The sequence below is a fragment of the Streptomyces sp. NPDC001508 genome (genome assembly GCF_040298665.1).
Taxonomy (GTDB): domain Bacteria; phylum Actinomycetota; class Actinomycetes; order Streptomycetales; family Streptomycetaceae; genus Streptomyces.
In genome coordinates this window covers 22,943-39,709 of sequence record NZ_JBEPAP010000026.1, presented here as the reverse complement: position 1 = coordinate 39,709, position 16,767 = coordinate 22,943, and the positions used below count along the sequence as shown (strand labels likewise).

Annotated in this window: 10 protein-coding genes; 4 read left to right on the top strand and 6 right to left on the bottom strand. The window is 72.2% G+C overall.

What is annotated here, in order from left to right:
• Position 1 precedes the first annotated feature (1 nt).
• The 4 genes from ABT245_RS23190 to ABT245_RS23175 all read left to right on the top strand — a co-directional run bounded on the left by ABT245_RS23190 (position 2) and on the right by ABT245_RS23175 (position 5,763).
• Complete coding sequence (locus ABT245_RS23190; protein ID WP_351736478.1) at positions 2 to 1,138, top strand: acyl-CoA dehydrogenase family protein; 1,137 nt, start codon at positions 2 to 4, stop codon at positions 1,136 to 1,138.
• Between the two features lie 9 nt (positions 1,139 to 1,147).
• Positions 1,148 to 2,197 (top strand): acyl-CoA dehydrogenase family protein, encoded by a 1,050-nt coding sequence (locus ABT245_RS23185; protein ID WP_351736476.1) that lies wholly within the window; start codon positions 1,148 to 1,150, stop codon positions 2,195 to 2,197.
• Entirely contained in the window at positions 2,194 to 3,075 is an 882-nt protein-coding gene (locus ABT245_RS23180) for an SDR family oxidoreductase (protein WP_351736474.1), read from the top strand. The genes ABT245_RS23185 and ABT245_RS23180 overlap by 4 nt, the downstream gene beginning before the upstream one ends.
• Before the next feature lie 258 nt (positions 3,076 to 3,333).
• On the top strand, positions 3,334 to 5,763 hold the full coding sequence (locus ABT245_RS23175) for a DUF8508 domain-containing protein (protein ID WP_351736472.1): 2,430 nt from the start codon (positions 3,334 to 3,336) through the stop codon (positions 5,761 to 5,763).
• 615 nt (positions 5,764 to 6,378) lie between these two features.
• Here ABT245_RS23175 and sbnA read toward each other — a convergent pair.
• From sbnA to ABT245_RS23145, 6 genes are all read right to left on the bottom strand, one after another.
• Positions 6,379 to 7,404, bottom strand: a complete 1,026-nt coding sequence (gene sbnA / locus ABT245_RS23170) for a 2,3-diaminopropionate biosynthesis protein SbnA (RefSeq protein ID WP_351736470.1) — start codon at positions 7,402 to 7,404, stop codon at positions 6,379 to 6,381.
• A 37-nt stretch (positions 7,405 to 7,441) separates the two neighbouring features.
• Complete coding sequence (gene sbnB, locus ABT245_RS23165; RefSeq protein WP_351736468.1) at positions 7,442 to 8,512, bottom strand: 2,3-diaminopropionate biosynthesis protein SbnB; 1,071 nt, start codon at positions 8,510 to 8,512, stop codon at positions 7,442 to 7,444.
• On the bottom strand, positions 8,509 to 9,513 hold the full coding sequence (locus ABT245_RS23160; RefSeq protein ID WP_351736466.1) for a TauD/TfdA family dioxygenase: 1,005 nt from the start codon (positions 9,511 to 9,513) through the stop codon (positions 8,509 to 8,511). Before ABT245_RS23160 ends, sbnB begins: the two co-directional genes overlap by 4 nt.
• A gap of 42 nt (positions 9,514 to 9,555) precedes the next feature.
• Positions 9,556 to 12,816 (bottom strand): non-ribosomal peptide synthetase, encoded by a 3,261-nt coding sequence (locus tag ABT245_RS23155; protein WP_351736464.1) that lies wholly within the window; start codon positions 12,814 to 12,816, stop codon positions 9,556 to 9,558.
• A gap of 13 nt (positions 12,817 to 12,829) precedes the next feature.
• Positions 12,830 to 15,448, bottom strand: a complete 2,619-nt coding sequence (locus ABT245_RS23150) for a Pls/PosA family non-ribosomal peptide synthetase (protein WP_351736462.1) — start codon at positions 15,446 to 15,448, stop codon at positions 12,830 to 12,832.
• Positions 15,449 to 15,751: 303 nt separating this feature from the next.
• A complete protein-coding gene (locus ABT245_RS23145) occupies positions 15,752 to 16,531 on the bottom strand; it encodes a D-Ala-D-Ala carboxypeptidase family metallohydrolase (protein ID WP_351736460.1) in 780 nt (259 codons plus the stop codon).
• Positions 16,532 to 16,767 lie beyond the last annotated feature (236 nt).

Below are 16,767 nucleotides of genomic sequence, written 5' to 3'. Positions count from 1 at the left end.
CATGGACCTGACCTGGAGTCAGGAGGAGGAGGCGTTCCGCGCCGAGGCCCGCGCCTGGCTCGCGGCGCATGTGCCGCGCGAGCCGCTGCCCTCCGGTGACACCCGTGAGGGGTTCGCCGCCCATCTGGAGTGGGAACGCGCGCTGTTCGAGGCCCGCTGGGCGGTGGTGTCCTGGCCCGCGCGGTACGGCGGCCGGGACGCCTCGGTGTGGCAGTGGCTGATCTTCGAGGAGGAGTACTACCGGGCCGGGGCGCCCTCGCGGGTCACCCAGAACGGCGTCTTCCTGCTCGCCCCGGCCCTGTTCGAGTTCGGCACGCCCGAGCAGCGGCGGCGGATCCTGCCGCGGATGGCCGCCGCCCGTGACCTGTGGGCGCAGGGGTGGTCGGAGCCGGACGCCGGCAGCGATCTGGCCGGGCTGCGCAGCCGGGCGGTCCGTGACGCCGCGGCGGGCGGGTGGCGGCTGTCGGGCCAGAAGACATGGACGACCCGTGGGGCGTTCTGCACCCATCTGTTCGGTCTGTTCCGCACCGATCCGCGGGCCGAGCGGCATCGCGGGCTGACCTACTTCCTCGTCGCCCTGGACGCGCCCGGTGTCACCGTGCGGGGCTTTGAACGCCTCGACGGCGACGAGGGGTTCGCCGAGGTGTTCCTGGACGATGTCTTCGTACCCGACGCCGATGTGCTCGGCGGCGTCGGGCAGGGCTGGCAGGTCGCCATGGCCACCACCGGCGCGGAGCGCGGGCTGACGCTGCGCTCCCCCGGCCGCTATCTCGACGCCGCCCGGCGGCTGCTGGAGCTGGCCCGGGCCCGGCCCGGCGGCCCGGGCCCGCACCGGGACCGGGTGGCGCAGTCCTGGATACAGGCGGAGGCGTACCGGCTGTTCACCCTGGAGCAGGTCACCTCGGCCGTCGAGAGGCGGCAGGCGGGCGCGGAGTCGAGCCTGAACAAGCTGTACTGGTCGGAACTGGACATCCTGCTGCACGAGACGGCCATGGACCTGCTGGGTTCCGAGGCCGAGGTGGACGGGCCCTGGAGCAGGGGCTTCCTGTTCTCGCTGGCGGGTCCGATCTACGCCGGGACCAACGAGATCCAGCGCACCATCGTCGCCGAGCGGCTGCTCGGCCTGCCCAGGAGGTGACCGGAACCGATGCGGTTCGCCGTGGCGGAACGGGACGCGGTACTGGCCGAGGCGGTCGGCGAGGTGCTGGCCGATCGGTGTGGGCCCGAGCTGATCAGGGCCGGCTGGCCCGGTGGCCGGGTCGCGCGGGTGGACGCCCTGTGGCGGACCCTCGCGCAGGTCGGTGTGCCGGCCGCTCTGGTTCCCGAGGCGGCGGGCGGTCTCGGCCTCGACGAGAACGCGCTGGCGCCGCTGATGGAGACGCTCGGCCGGGCCGGGCCGCCGGTGCCCGCGGCCGAGACCGTGGCCGTCGGCGCCCCGCTGCTCGCCGCCGCGGGCGCGCCGCAGCTCACCGCCGTGCTGGCCGGGTCGTCCCTTGTCGCCGTGGCCCGACAGGAGGGCGCCCCGGTGCCGTTCGCCGCCCGCGCCGCGCTGATCGTGGTGCGCGCCGGCGATGGGCTGCGGCTGTACGAGCGCGGCGAGGTGCACGCCGAGCCGGTCGCCTCGGTGGACGGCTCGCGCGCGTCGGCCCGGGTGTCGGCGCCGGCCGGCGGCGGGCTGCTGCTGGCCGAGGGGCCTACGGCGCAGGCCGCCGTGTGGCGGCGCGGAGTGCTGGCCACCGCCGCGCTGCTGGTCGGGCTCGGTGCGCGGATGCTCGAACTGACCGTGGCCCACGTCCGTGAGCGACGTCAGTTCGGGGTGCCGGTGGGCTCGTTCCAGGCGGTCAAGCACGCGCTGGCGGACGTGGAGGTGGCGCTGCGCTTCGCCCGTCCCGCGGTGTTCGCGGCCGGCTGGGCGCAGGCGGCCGGCGACGCCGAGGCCGCGGTGCGCACCTCGATGGCCAAGGTCCTCGCCTCGGACGCGGCACGGCTTGCGGCCCGTACGGCGCTCCAGTGCCACGGGGCCGTCGGCTACACCACGCAGTACCCGCTCCATCTGTACGCGAAGCGGGCCTGGGCGCTGGCCGCCGACTGGGGCGGCCCGGCGCACCACCGTGAACGCGTCGCCCGGTGGCTGGAGTTGACCGGGCCCGCCGGCGACGGGAGCGGGACGGATCTCGGCGAAGGGACGCACCGGTGAGCGGAATCTGTCAGGACCGGGTGGTCGTGGTCACCGGGGCCGGTCGGGGCCTGGGCCGCGAGCACGCGCTGGCGCTGGCCGCCGAGGGCGCCCGGGTCGTGGTCAACGACCTCGGGGAGGCGGCGCACCGGGTGGCCGAGGAGATCGTGGCGGCCGGCGGAACCGCCGTCGCCGACCTGGGCGACGTCAGCGACTGGGCGTACGCGAGGTCGCTGGTGGGGCGGGCCGTCGCCGCCTTCGGCACGCTGGACGCGCTGGTGAACAACGCGGGCGTCAACCGCGACCGGATGCTGGTGTCCATGTCCGAACAGGAGTGGGACGTGGTGCTGAAGGTGGACCTCAAGGGTCATGCGGCACCGCTCAGGCATGCGGTGGCGTACTGGCGCGAGCGGAGCAAGCAGGGCCGGCCGGTCGCCGCGCGGATCGTCAACACCACCTCCGGCGCGGGTCTGATGGGCAGCGTCGGGCAGGGCAACTACGGTGCCGCGAAGGCGGGCATCGCCGCGCTCACCGTGATCGCGGCCGCCGAGACGGCCCGGTACGGGGTGACCGTCAACGCCATCGCGCCATCGGCCCGTACCCCGATGACCGAGGCGGTCGCGGCCTTCGCGGACCGGATGCGCGCACCGGATTCCGGCTTCGACGCCATGCACCCCGGCAATGTGTCCCCCCTTGTGGTGTGGCTGGCGTCGGCCGACTCGGGCGATGTGACGGGGCGTGTCTTCGAGGCCGAGGGCGGCACGATCGGGGTCGCCGACGGCTGGCGGCACGGCCCGCGGGCGGTCCGCGACCGCCGGTGGCGCCCGGCGGAGGTCGGTGCCGCGGTGCGCGGACTGCTCGCCGACACGCCCGCTCCGGCCCCGGTCCACGGCACCTGACCGCCGCCACGGCATGCCCGGCTCACGGCCCGCGATCGGCATGAACAGCCCTGTTTCGGTACGAATATGTCGCGGAGGCGAAGCGGAGGGCACTCACGTTACGTCCGGTGAACGGTTGTGGAAACGCTCGGCACTTGAGCCGCACCACATCTTGTTACCCGGCTATCTACGCGCGTATCTTTCCAGCCGACGCACAAGCCTTCTGCCACCTCCCACGGTTCAGTCGCGTCGTCCCGACTCCCGCACGAAAGAGCCCACGTGTCTGCACACATACCGCTGAGCCTGCGCGGCAGAGGCGCGAAGGCCGGCCTCATCGCCCTTCCCCTCGGCATCGCCGGATCGCTGATCGCCCTTCCCCTGACCGCCCAGGCGGCCCCCTCTCCCGACGCCGTCATCTCCGAGGTCTACGGCGGCGGTGGCAACTCCGGTGCGTCCCTCACCAACGACTTCATCGAGCTGGGCAACTCCGGTGGCGCGCCGTTCAGCCTGAGCGGCTGGTCCGTGCAGTACCTCAGCGGCTCGCCCAGCGCCGGCAGCAAGTGGCAGGTCACCCCGCTGGACGGGGCCATTCCCGCGGGCGGCACCTATCTGGTCCAGGAGGCCAAGGGCGCTGCGGGCGACACCGCCCTGCCGGCGCCGGACGCCACCGGGACCATCGCCATGTCGGCGACCAGCGGCACCGTCGCGCTGGTCCACTCGACCACCGCGCTCACCTGCCTGAGTGCCGCGGACTGCGCGGCCGACGGCACCGTGAAGGACCTGGCCGGCTTCGGCACCGCCGTGGTCCGCGAGGGCAGCCCCGCCACCGGCGCGGGCAACACCACCTCCGTCTCGCGCGCCGCCTCGCTCGCCGACACGGACGACAACGCGGCCGACTTCACCGGCGGCACCCCGAGCCCCCGAAACGCGGCCGGCAGCGGCGGCAGCGGCGACCCGTCGCCGACGCCCACCCCGTCGCCCACGGACACCACCCCGGGCCCGCTGCGCATCCACGACATCCAGGGCAGCACCCGGATCTCGCCGCAGAACGGCAGGACCGTCACCAACGTGCCCGGCGTGGTGACCGGTGTGCGCAGCACCGGCTCGAAGGGCTACTGGATCCAGGACCCCGAGCCGGACCAGAACCCCGCCACCAGCGAGGGCGTTTTCGTCTTCACGGGCTCCGCCACCCCGCTCGTCAAGGTCGGCGACTCCGTGCTGGTGTCCGGCAAGGTGAGCGAGTACTACCCCGGCGGCCAGAGCAGCGGCTCGCAGTCCGTCACCGAACTGACCGGCCCGACCGCGGCCGTGCTCTCCACCGGCAACAAGCTGCCGGCGGCGGAGGCCGTCGACGCCCGGACACTGCCGGACGCGTACGCGCCGCAGGCCGACGGGGGCCGCATCGACTCCCTGGAGCTGAAGCCCGACACCTACGCGCTGGACTGGCTGGAGTCCCGCGAGGGCATGCGGGTGCAGATCGGCGACTCCCGGGTGGTGGGCGCCTCCAACACGTACAACGAGACATGGATCACCACCAAGCCCCGGCAGAACCCGACCCCGCGCGGCGGCACGATCTACAAGGGCTACGACAGCCCCAACTCGGGCCGTCTCCTGATCACCCCGCTGACCGGTGACCCACTGCACGCGAACGTCGGGGACACGCTCACCGGCACCACCGCGGGCCCCGTGGACTACTCCGGCTACGGCGGCTACAACGTCCAGGCGACGCAGGTCGGCACGGTCGCCTCCGGCGGTCTCACGCCGGACGTGGCGAAGAAGGCCAAGTCGAACGAGCTGTCCGTCGCCACGTACAACGTCGAGAACCTCGACCCGACGGACCCGCAGAGCAAGTTCGACCGGCTCGCCGAGGGCGTCGTCAAGAACCTGGCCGCCCCGGACATCGTGAGCCTGGAGGAGATCCAGGACGACAACGGTCCCAAGGACGACGGCACGGTCACGGCCGACAGGACGATGGCCCAGTTCATCGACGCCATCAAGGCGGCCGGCGGTCCGGCGTACGACTGGCGCTCCGTCGACCCGGTCAACGACCAGGACGGCGGCGAGCCGGGCGGCAACATCCGCAACGTGTTCCTGTTCAACCCGAAGCGCGTCACCTTCGTCGACCGGCCGGGCGGCGGCTCCACCACCGGCGTCGAGGCCGTCGGCGACGGCAAGAAGGGCGTCAGGCTCTCCGTCTCGCCGGGCAGGATCAACCCCGCCTCGAACGCCTGGAAGAGCAGCCGCAAGCCGCTGGTCGGCGAGTTCGTCTTCCGCGGTGAGCGGGTCTTCGTGGTCGGCAACCACTTCAACTCCAAGGGCGGCGACCAGCCGGTGCACGGCGCCGTCCAGCCGCCGGTGCTCGGCTCCGAGACCCAGCGCGTCGCCCAGGCTACGGAGGTCAACACCTTTGTGCGCAGCCTGCTGGCCAAGGACAGGAAGGCGAAGATCGTCGTCCTCGGCGACCTGAACGACTACCAGTTCTCCAAGCCGCTGGCCACGCTGACGGCAGGCGGGGTCCTGAAGGACCTGATCAACACGCTGCCGGTGAACGAGCGCTACAGCTACGTGTACGACGGCAACTCGCAGACCCTGGACCACATCCTGGTCTCGCCCGCCATCAAGAAGCCGCGCTACGAGGTCGTCCACATCAACGCCGAGTTCTCCGACCAGAGCAGCGACCACGACCCACAGGTGGTCCGCATCAAGTAGCGGGCCCCACCCCGCCCGGTTCCCCCCACGACGTGTGGCGCACACCTCAACAGGTGTGCGCCACACGGGCGTTGGGGTCTCGCTGGTGGCCAAGGCCGCGCCTCGGCCTCGCTGAGTCCCGGGGGCTGGGCCATCACCCGGTCCCTCGTGAGCCCGCCGGGGACCGCATGCGCCGACCGGCAAACCTGCGGCCGGCCGCGGCAGGAAAGCGCGTACCGGGTACACGCCCACGCGGCCGACGCCGCGGAGCGGTCAGCCGCGCCGCCCCGGTCCCGCCGGTCCCGGTTCTCGTCGTGGCGCGGCTCGCGCCGCGCGGTCCGCGGCGCAGGCACCGGCCCGACGCCGAGCACGTCCAGGTGTTGCTGCCCGGTCGACGGCGCTCAGCCGCCGCGGGCCCTCGGCCCGCACGGTGGCGAAGCCCGCCGTCGCGCGGCACCCGCGGATGCTGCGCTACGGCGGGCCGGGAGATGCCGGGCTCGGCACGGGCCCCGAGCCGGCCCCGCCGGTGGTCCGCCCGCCGGTGGTCGGCGGCTTCGTGAGCCGAGGCCTGGACAACGGGGCCGGCCCCGTGCCGGCCCGGGGGTTCGGCCCGGCACGGAGTCGGTCCGCCGCCGGTTACGGCCGCTGTCCCCGCTCCGGTGTGGGCGGCAGCGGCTTGGTCCGCCGGGGGCCTGCGGCGACCTGCTCGGAGTCGAGTATCTGGTCGCCGTACAGGTCCTGGAGCCAGTTCGTCTGGTAGATGGTGTCCAGGTAGCGCTCGCCGAGGTCCGGGGCGATGGCCACCGCGGTGAGGTCCGACGTGCCGTGCGCGTCCAGCCAGTCCGTCGCGCCGCTGACCACCGTGCCGGTGGAGCCGCCGAACAGGAAACCGCGTCTGGCCAGCCGGTGGCACATGCGGATGGTGTCCGCCTCCTCGACCCAGATGACCTCGTCCACGAGGGACTCGTCGAGCAGCGGCGGACGCATGCTCATGCCGAGGCCGGGGATCATCCGGCGGCCGGGTTTGCCGCCGAAGGCCACCGAGCCCGCGCTGTCCACCGCGACGATCCGCACCGGCCGGTGCCAGTGGCGGAAGTAGCGGGCGCAGCCCATCAGCGTTCCGGTGGTGCCGGCGCCGACGAACAGCACGTCGAGGCGCGGGAACTGACGGGCTATCTCCGGGCCCGTGCGATGGTAGTGCGCCCGCCAGTTGCCCGGGTTGGTGTACTGGCTGAGCCACACGTACCGATCGTCGGAGGCGCACAGCGCCCGGACATAGTCGATCCGGGCGCCGAGGAAGCCGCCGTTGGCGTCGGTGTCGGCGATGACATGGACCTCGCTGCCCAGCGCCTCCATCAGGAGCCGGGTGGAGAGGTTGCAGCGGGAGTCCGTGACGCACAGGAACCGGTAACCCTTGCTGGCGGCGATGATGCTGAGCGCCACGCCGAGGTTTCCCGACGAGGACTCGACCAGGGTCGAGTCCGGCATCAGAACTCCGTCGCGCTCGGCGGCCTCCACCATCTCCACCGCGGCCTTCAACTTGATCGAGCCCGCGAAGTTGAAGCCCTCGCACTTCAGGTAGAGGGAACGCCCGAGTGTCGGCTGCAGATCGACGTAGAGCTGGCCTTCGTTGAAGGCGTGGGGAGCGGATATGACGGGCACGGTGGGCCTCCTGGTGCCAGGGCTGAGGGACAGGGCTTCAGCCGTACCGGCGCAGGTCGTGGAAGAAGTCGTCGATGAGGCGGAGATCACCCGCCCGGGCTGCTTCGTCGTAGACGTACTTGCCGACGGCGAGGTCGAGGACGCCGAGTCCGAACGGCGAGAAGATCACCGTGCGGTCGGCCGGCGGGAGGACCCGCTTGCACATGACGTCGTCGAGGGTGCCGTTCAGGAAGTCACGGTTGCCGGTGAGCTGTTCGGCCAGGTGCGGGGAGGTGTCCGCCTGCAGACAGTGCTCCACGTCGTCGACGAAGTTCGCGGCGCCGAGCAGGATCTCCGGGGCGAGATCGCGCAGGGAGACATGCAGCACGAGCGGGTGGTGCGCGAACAGTCCCTGGTCGCTGATGTGCGGGGTGCCGGCCACGGTGGCGAAGACCACCAGGTCGCTGGAGCGGATCAGGTCCTCGGCACTGTCGTGCACGGTGACCTCCGCGGTGGCGCCGGACTGCCGCAGATAGCCGCAGAACCCGGCGGTGCTGTCGGCGGACACGTCGTGCACGCCGATCGTCTCGAACGTCCAGCCGGTGCCCGCGAGGAAGGTGTGGATGTAGCGCGCGATCAGCCCGGTGCCGAAGAACCCGATGCGGGTGGGGCGGGACCGGTTGCGGCTGAGCCAGTCGGCCGCCAGCGCGGCCGAGGCCGCCGTCCTGGTCGCGCTGATGATGGAGCTCTCCAGGCAGGCGAGCGGGTAGCCGGTGGCGTGGTCGTTGAGGATGAGGACCGCGGAGGCCCGGGGCAGCCCCGATGTGACGTTCTCCGGGAAGCTGGAGATCCACTTCAGGCCGTCGACCTGGTCGGGCCCGCCGACCGAGGCCGGCAGCGCGATGATGCGCGCCGAGGGGCGGTCCGGGAAGCGCAGGAAGTAGGACGGCGGGTTGACGGTGTTCCCGGCGCCGTGCAACCGGTAGGTGGCCTCGACCAGTTCCACGATCTCCCGCTCGCGTCCGGCGAGGGCCTGCTGCACCTGCGCTCCGGAGATCACCGCGAAGCTCGGCGCCGGCGCCGCCTGGGCGGTGGCCCGCCGGGTGGCGGGGGACAGGACGTTCGTCATCGCGTGCTCGCCTTCGTGGTGGGGACGCAGTCGGCCAGTCGCCGGGGCTCGGCCATGGAGACCAGCACCTGGCGTTCGCCGGTGTACGGCTCCCTGCTGTGCGCGGTGCGGATGTTGTCGACGAGCAGCACATCGCCGGCCTGCCAGGGCTCGCGTCGGGTGAGCCTGTCGTAGGTGCTGCTGAGCTGCTGGACGACGTCCTCGCCGATCGGACTGCCGTCGCCGTAGCGGGTGTTGAACGGCAGTCCGTCCGCGCCGTACTCGTCCACCAGGTACTCGCGGACCTCGGGCGCCAGCGTCCACTCGTTGAGGAAGGCGATCTGGTTGAACCAGCAGCGCCGTCCGGTGACCGGGTGGCGGACCACGGCGCTGCGCAGCTGCCGGGTGTGCAGGGAGCCGTCGGGCTGCCAGGTGAAGTCGATGGCGTGGGCGCGGCAGTAGCGTTCGACGGCGGCGCGGTCCTCGGTGCCGAAGGACTCCGCGAGGGAGGCCCCGATCTCGTCGTTGTAGCTGCGGGTGAGCAGCCAGCCCTCGCGTTCGAAGCGTTCGCTGAGCGCCGTGGGCAGCGCCTGGAGCACCTGTTCCGCGTCGGCCACCGCGGTCGCCCCGCCTTCTTCGGGGGGTATCAGACAGGCGAAGAGCATCAGGCCGGGGACCTCCAGCGTGTAGCTCAGCTCGTGGTGCATGCACATCGGCTGGTTGGCGGGCCAGGTGGACGAGGAGTACAGCCCCGGGCTGTATGTCTCCCGGGGGGCGAAGGCCTCCCGCTCGGTCATGAGGCCGCCGGCCAGGCCCGTGAAGACGGCGCCGACCTGGTCGGGTGTGCGCGGCCCGAGGCCGCGTACGAGCAGCGCACCGTGCTCGGCGACCTGCGCGCGCAGCGCGTCGCGGTGTTCGGCCGCCCAACTCGGGGCGTCGCCGGGCGGGTCGACCTGCAGAAGCGGGGGACGGTCCGGCGCCAGCTCCACGTCGAGCGGTGGTGCCAGGGGAGAGGACGTCATCTCGGTTTCCTTTCGGTTGCCCCTGTGGGGGCGGTGGACGGCTCAGGAAGAGGCCAGTGGTGCGGTGGCACCGAGCACGGCCCGGGCTGCTTCGGCCGGGCGGGTCCGCAGGAAGTAGTGGCCGCCGTCGGCGAGTTCGTGGGGCTCCACCTGTTCGGCCAGCAGCTGCCAGGCCCGGTGGCGGTCAGGATCGCCGGCCGTGCTCGGGTCGTCGGCGGCCATGACCACGGTCACCGGCGCGGCCAGCTTCTTCGCGGGCGGGGCTTCCAGGGCGTCGGCGAGGTAGTGGTGCGCGCTCACACAGTCGTGCCGGTAGGCGGCGCCGACGCGTTCGGTGTGCCGGGCGTTCAGCTCGGCGAGTTCGGGGTGGCCGCTGTCCTCGGCCAGCCTCGCGGCGATCTCCGCGTCGCTGCGCCCGGTCAGTTCGCCGGCGGCGGCGCGCCGTTCGGCGGGGGTGCCGGGCAGCTGTGCCGCGAGGAAGACCCGCGCGACCGCCACGCCGCGGTCCTGGAGCAGCCGGGCCGTGGCCAGGGCCGCCGCGGCGCCCGAGGAGTGGCCCCACAGCATGACCCGGCTCAGGCCGCGCGCGGCGATCTCGGCGGCCACCCGTTCGGCCACCCGGGCGAGCGGCGCGAACGGCTCGTCCTGGGCGGCGAGGTCGTGGCCGGGCAGCTCCACGGCGTACACCGCGCATCCGGTGGCCGCGAGCGCGCTCGCCATCGGCCGGTAGTTGACCGCGTTGCCGCCCGCGTAGGGGAAGCAGATCAGGGCGCACTCCGCGGTGCCGTCCGCCTCCGTGAGCGGCTGGAGGAGTTCGGCGGACTGCCGGGCGGTGCCGTCGAGCAGCGCCGCGAGGTCGGCGAGCACCGGGTGCCGGGTGATGTCCTTGAGGGAGAGCGCGCGGTCCAGGGCGATGGTGAGCTTCACGGCCGTCAGGGAGGTGCCGCCGCTGTCGAAGAAGTGGTCGCGGCGGCCGATCTGCGACTCGGGTACGCCGAGCAGTTCCGCCCAGGCGCCCGCCAGTTTGCGCTCGGTCGGGGTGAGCGGGGCGCGGTCGCGCGGCGGTGCGGTGTCCTCGGCGGGCGGCGCCGTCTGTTCGGCCAGCGCGGTCAGCGCCTTCCTGTCGGTCTTGCCGTTGGCGGTCAGCGGGAGGGCGTCTTGCCAGTGGAAGGCCGAGGGGACCATATAGGCGGGCAGGACGGCGGCCAGCGCCTCGCGCAGCTCGTCCGTGGGCAGGTGCCGGCCCGTGTAGAAGGCGATCAGGTGCTTGCTGTGGCCGGCCCGTTCGGCGACGACGACCGCGCCGTCGCGCACCCCGTCCGCCCGCAGCAGGGTGTTCTCGATCTCGCCGATCTCGATGCGGAAGCCGCGGATCTTGACCTGGCTGTCCCGGCGGCCGAGGAACTCGAGTTTTCCGCCGGGGTGCCAGCGGCCCCAGTCCCCTGCCAGGTAGAGCCGCTCGCCGGGCCGGTACGGGTCCTCGCGGTACGCCTCGGCGGTCCGCTCGGGGTCGTTGACGTAGCCCCGCCCCACGCAGACTCCGGAGAAAGCGATCAGACCCGGGGAGCCCAGCGGCACCAGGGACAGCTGCTCGTCGACGACGTACACGCGGACGTTGTTGATCGCGCGGCCGAGCAGCACCCGCTCGGGCACCTTGTCCATGACCTCGTGGTTGGTGTCGTCGGAGGTCTCGGTGAGCCCGTAGGCGTTGACCAGCTTGACGCGCGGCCGGCAGGCGAACCAGCGCTGGACCAGCTCCCGCTTCAGCGCCTCACCGGTCACCGACACACAGCGCAGATCCGGCAGTTCGCGGGGGTGCTGCTCCAGGTAGGAGACCACGACCTCCAGATAGGAGGGCACGACCTGCACCACGCCGGCCCGGCCCGCGACGAGCGTGTCGAGGAACCGCTCCACGTCCACGACGACGTCCTGGCCCACCAGCAGCGTCCGGCCGCCGACCAGCAGCGCCGACACCAGCTGCCACAGCGAGATGTCGAAACACTGCGGGGCGGTCTGGGCGACCACGCGTCCCTCGGTGATCCCCAGATCGTCGATCTTGGCGTAGAGATGGTTGAGCATGCCCGCGTGCTCGCACATCGCGCCCTTGGGCTCGCCGGTGGAGCCGGAGGTGAAGTAGATGTAGGCCAGTTGGTCGGACGACACCCGCACCCCGACGTCGCCGTCGGCGTGCCCCTCCCGGTACGCCGCCTCGATCAGCACCTTCTGCACATCCGGGAGGCCGGTCAGGGCCTCGTCCAGGGTGTCGGTGCTGCCGGACTCGGTGAGCACCAGCCGGCATCCGGCACGCGACAACGTTGCCAGGATGCGGCCCGCGGGGAAGTGCGGTTCGATCGGCAGATAGACGCCTCCGGCCTTGAACACCGCGAGCACCGAGGCCAGCCAGTCGAGGTTGCGCTCGGTGACCACGGCGACCACGCCCTCGCGGGTCAGCCCGCGCGCCAGGAGTGCCCGCGCCAGCCGGTTCGCGCGGGCGTTCAGCTCGCCGTACGTCCAGGACCGGTCGCCGCACACCGCCGCGACCGCGTCCGGATGGGCCCGCGCACGCTGCTCGAACAGTTCGTGCGCCCGCGCCTGCGGCAACACCCGGCCGGGCCCGGCCAGTCCTTCGAGTTGCTCGTGCGCCTCGTCGGCCGACACCAGGCTCTGCTCGGCGTGCCCGGCGTTCGCGTCGGCCGCCATCAGGCGCAGCGCGGCCAGGTGGTAGCCGCCGATCCGGGCCGCGTACCCGGCGTCGAGCGCCTGGGTGCGGTAGCGCAGCCTCAGCGCCAGCCGGCCGCCCCGCTCGGACCAGCCGAGCCACAGTACGGCGTCGTCCACCAGGCCGCCGTCGGTCCCGGCCAGGTCGAACACGACCTCGTAGGACGGCCCGGCCACCCGCATCTGTCGCCACAGCCCGTCGACCGGGAAATCCCGGTGGGCCAGCAGTTCGGACTCGGCGTGATGCGCGGCGGCCACCAGGGCGCGCCAGGAGGTGGGTGCGACGGTCAGCCGGCACGGCAGCGGCGCGCGCCGCGGCCCGGCGGCATAGCCGGTCACCACCTCCTGCTCGGCGGAGAGGGCGGCGAGCACCTTGGCGTGCGCGGCGAGCAGCACCGCGCTCAGCGGCACATTCAGCTCGCGTGCCAGCGCGCGGACCTGCGCCGCCAGATCGTCCGGTGCCGTCGTCTCGTACCCGGCCACGCCCGCCACGGGCTCGCCGACCCAGCGGGGCACGGCGGTGCAGCCGCCGGCGCTCAGCACACGGCTCCAGTACTCCCGGTCCGTTTCCACGTGCGCTCCCATCGAATGACCTTCCTCAACTCACCGTCGCGGTGGCGCCGTTGACCGACGACATTGCCGTTGTCTGGGCCGCCGTCGGCGCGCCGGGGCCCGAGGAAGGCTCGGGGGCGACCGGCAGATCGGCGGCGGGGTTCCCGCCCCACTGCGCGTGGGCGGGGACTTCCTCGCCCTTCATGAGGAACGAGTCGGGCGCCAGCACCGCGCCGTCGCCCATGGTCACGCCGTAGTGCACATGGGCGGAGACACCGAGCGTGCAGCCCTCGCCGAGCGTCGAGCGGTCGGACTTGAAGGTGCCGTCCTCCTGCGAGTGGCACTGGATCTTGGTGCCGGCGTTCAGGGTGCAGCCGTCGCCGATGGCGGCGAGCGTCCGCTCCGTGATGAAGCAGCCGTCGTCGAAGACCGCGCGGCCCACGCGGACGCCGAGCATCCGCCACACAAGGGTCTTGAAAGGTGTCCCGTTGAAGATGTCGAGGTACTGGTCCGGAACCTTCCACAGGCGTTCGTGCCACCAGAAGTACGGGTCGTAGATGGAGCACAGCCGCGGTTGCAGCGGGCGGAACCGGGCGATGACGCGCTCCGCCAGGACGTAGTGGAGGGTGGTGACGGCGAGGGTGATGGCCAGGTATCCGGCGATCACCACGTATCCGGCCACGCCGTACAGGTCGACGGCGGCCAGACCGATGACCGTGAGCAGGTAGGCGTGCAGCCAGCGGACGCCCATCATCAGGGCCATCGTGCCGAGGTTGTGGCGGTTCTTCGCGGCGAGCAGACGCCGCTGGGTCTCGCCGGTCCTCAAGTGGTCGAAGCGGGTGTCCCGTTCCACCGAGCGGGGGATCTCGAAGCACGGGGAGCCGAGGAGGCCCACGCCCTCGCGTATCTCGCCGTCGAGAGGAACCATCACCTTCGTCGCGAGCAGGCAGTTCTCGCCCGTCCGGCCGCCGGCGGGGTAGGCGATGTTGTTGCCGAGGAAGTTGCGCGGCCCGATGGACGCCTTCGCCACCCGGAAGGAGGTGCTGGAGTATTCGGCGTTCAGCACGGACAGCCCGTCGGCCACCATCGTGCCGCTGCCGATGGAGACGAGGAACGGTGTCTCGTGCTGGAACTCGGAGCCGAAGTTGGAGCCGGTCTGCTCCACCTGGTTGAGGTTGTAGCCGATCCCGCGCAGGTAGTGCACGACGTAGGAGCTGTCACCGAAGAGCCAGGCGAAGAACTTGACGTTCGTCATACGGGCGATCGCCCGGTGCACCACGTAGTGGAATCCGTAGAGCGGGTAGACCCGGCCGGGCTCGATGAGCAGGTTCAGCAGCCGGGGCACGACGTACAGCACCACCAGGCCCACGGCCGTGAGGCCGAAGAACAGCACGAGGGACAGCACCAGCGCGTCGGTGAACAGGGCCGCCGAGGAGAGCCCGGTGGAGTCCGTCGTCAGCCGGTCACCGATCGCCGGCACACCGGTGAACAGCAGGTAGGTGCCGCCCATGAACAGCGGCAGGTAGAGGAAGTACAGCTGGAGCAGGGCGCCGAGGCCGAACCAGGCCCGGCGCAGTGCGCCGCACCGGGCCGGCGGAACCCGCAGATAGTCGGTCTCGGTGGGCTGGGCCGGGGAGCCGTGCCAGCGTGCGCCGTCCGGGATGTGCTGGCCGCGGTAGAGGGCGGAGGCGTGACCGAGCTGCGCCCCGTCGCCCATCGAGGTGTCGATGTCCAGCACGGTCTTCTCACCGACGAAGGCATCACGGCCGAGGGTGACCCGGCCGGTCTGGATACGACCGGCGTGCGCCCGATAGCACTGGAAGTAGGCGTCCTTGCGGATCACCGCGCCGTCGCCGATCGTCAGCAGATCGGTGCAGACCGGGAAGGAGTGCGAGAGGATCGTGACACCCCTGCCGACGCGCGCGCCGAGGGCCCGCAGATAGAGCACGTACAACGGGTTGCCGATGAACAGGATCATCGGGTTGGCGTGCAGCAGTACCTTGACGAGCCAGAAGCGCAGATAGGCAAGGCCCCAGACGGGGAATTCCCCGGGCTTCCAACGGCCGACGAGCAGCCATTTGGCGACGACCGGGAACAGACACAGTCCCGTGAAGCCGAGGCCGCCGAAGAGCAGCGACCGCAGATAGACGTCGACGAGACCGGAGCCGGCGGCGACCCACTCGAAGCCCCGGGCGGTGACGAGTCCGGCGCCGAACGAGTAGCCCAGGAAGATGAGGAGTTGGGCGGTGCCGCACAGGACGTGTCTCGCCCTGGGGGGCGCGGCCGGCACGGGTTGCGGGCCCGCGGGCGCCGGCGGTGCCGTCCCGGCCGGCCGGGACACCCCGGCCGGACCGGGCGCGGCCTGCGCCAGCGCCGCCGCGAGGCCCCGGACCGTCGGGCTGCGGTAGATGTCCTTCATGGACGGTGACGGCAGGTCCGTGCGCTTTCTGAGCCGGGCGCAGAACTGTGCCATGACCAATGAGTTGGCGCCGAGGTCGTCGAAGAAGTGACTGTCGACTGCGACGCGTTCCGCTTTCAGTACATCGGCCAGGACTTCGGCGAGTCCTCGCTCGGTTTCGGTACTCGCCGGCCTCGCGCCGGTGCCCCCGGCTGCGGGTGCTTCGTCCGGCCCGGATATGTAGACGTCGGCGGACTGCTCCACCATCGACCTCCTGGAGGACGTTTGCCTGCGCACTTTCCTGATCACGAACCGCTCTGCCAGTTTCGGTCGGCCACCGTCGGGCTGCCACTCCGCCCGAGGCCCATGACGGCCCGGCAACCCGCGCCGACCTTGTGTTTCCTGGCGACCCGGGCTGCCGGGTACGCGGCGTAGATCACCCGGATGGCGGGCCGTTCGGGCCGGTCCGGAACCGGCGGGCACCGGCCCGCGGCCTTTGCGAGAGGCAACGCAAACGGCGCCGGACCGCCCCGTGGGGGCAGGCCGGCGCCGGCGGTCGGCGCACGGGGGTCACACCACGCCGCTCTCCCACCACCACGACCCCGAGCCGTACGAGGAGTACTGGACCCGGCTGTCGACGTGCTGCCAGGAGTGGGTGTACGCCTCCAGGCCGGAGAACCCGCAGGTCTCGGCGATCCGGTACACCTGGAGCGTGGTGTGACCCGTGACGACGATGTCGGCGGCGACGCCGTAGACATGCATGCTGTTGGACGCGCCGCCCACGGAGGCGTTGTGCGCGACGCTGCGGAAGCCGGAGTTGATGGTGACGGCGCTGTCCCCGGCCTTCTTGCGCACGGCTTCCAGCTTGTACATCAGCCGTCGCACATTCTCCTTGACCTGTGCGGAGTCCACCTTGCCGTTGGCGAAGCCGGAGCCGTCCTTGGAGGAGAACTCGCTCCATTCGAAGTGGGCCGTGGAGCCGTCGGCGCTCTCCAGGCCGTTGAGCACGCTCTGGGTCTGCGGTCCGACGACGCCGTCGGCGGTCAGGCCGTACGCGGACTGGAAGCGTCTGACCGCGCCGTCGGTGCCGGCGCCGAACGCCCCGTCCCACGGGACGTACGTCTGCTGGGCACCGGCGGCGGCCCAGCCGCCGACGCGGATCTGCAGTTCGGTCACGTCCGCGCCGGAGGCGCCCTGCTGGAGGGTGCGGCTCCAGCCGTAGGCGAAGGCCCGGCCCGCCGAGCCGACGCCGGCGACCGTCGCGATGCCCGCCGCCGCGGTCATGCCCGCCGCGCCGCGCAGCAGGGCGCGCCGGTCCAGGGCCCGGCCGGGGGTACGTCGCGTGTCCATGAGGATCTCCTCTGCTGGGTTCCCGGGGATCGGGGAGCTTCGACTTCTCTGCCGGAAGGGCTGGTTGAGGCGCGTAAACCGTAGGCGCTGCTTGACATGTCCGCAACCATTCTGCGGGTCGCAGTGGTGGGCTCCTGCGCCCGATCGGGTCGGGCGACCTGACCGGGCGCGGCGGGACAGGGGCGCGCGTCGTATCGCCTGTGCGCTGACCTGCGGGGCCTGACCGGGCGCGGCGG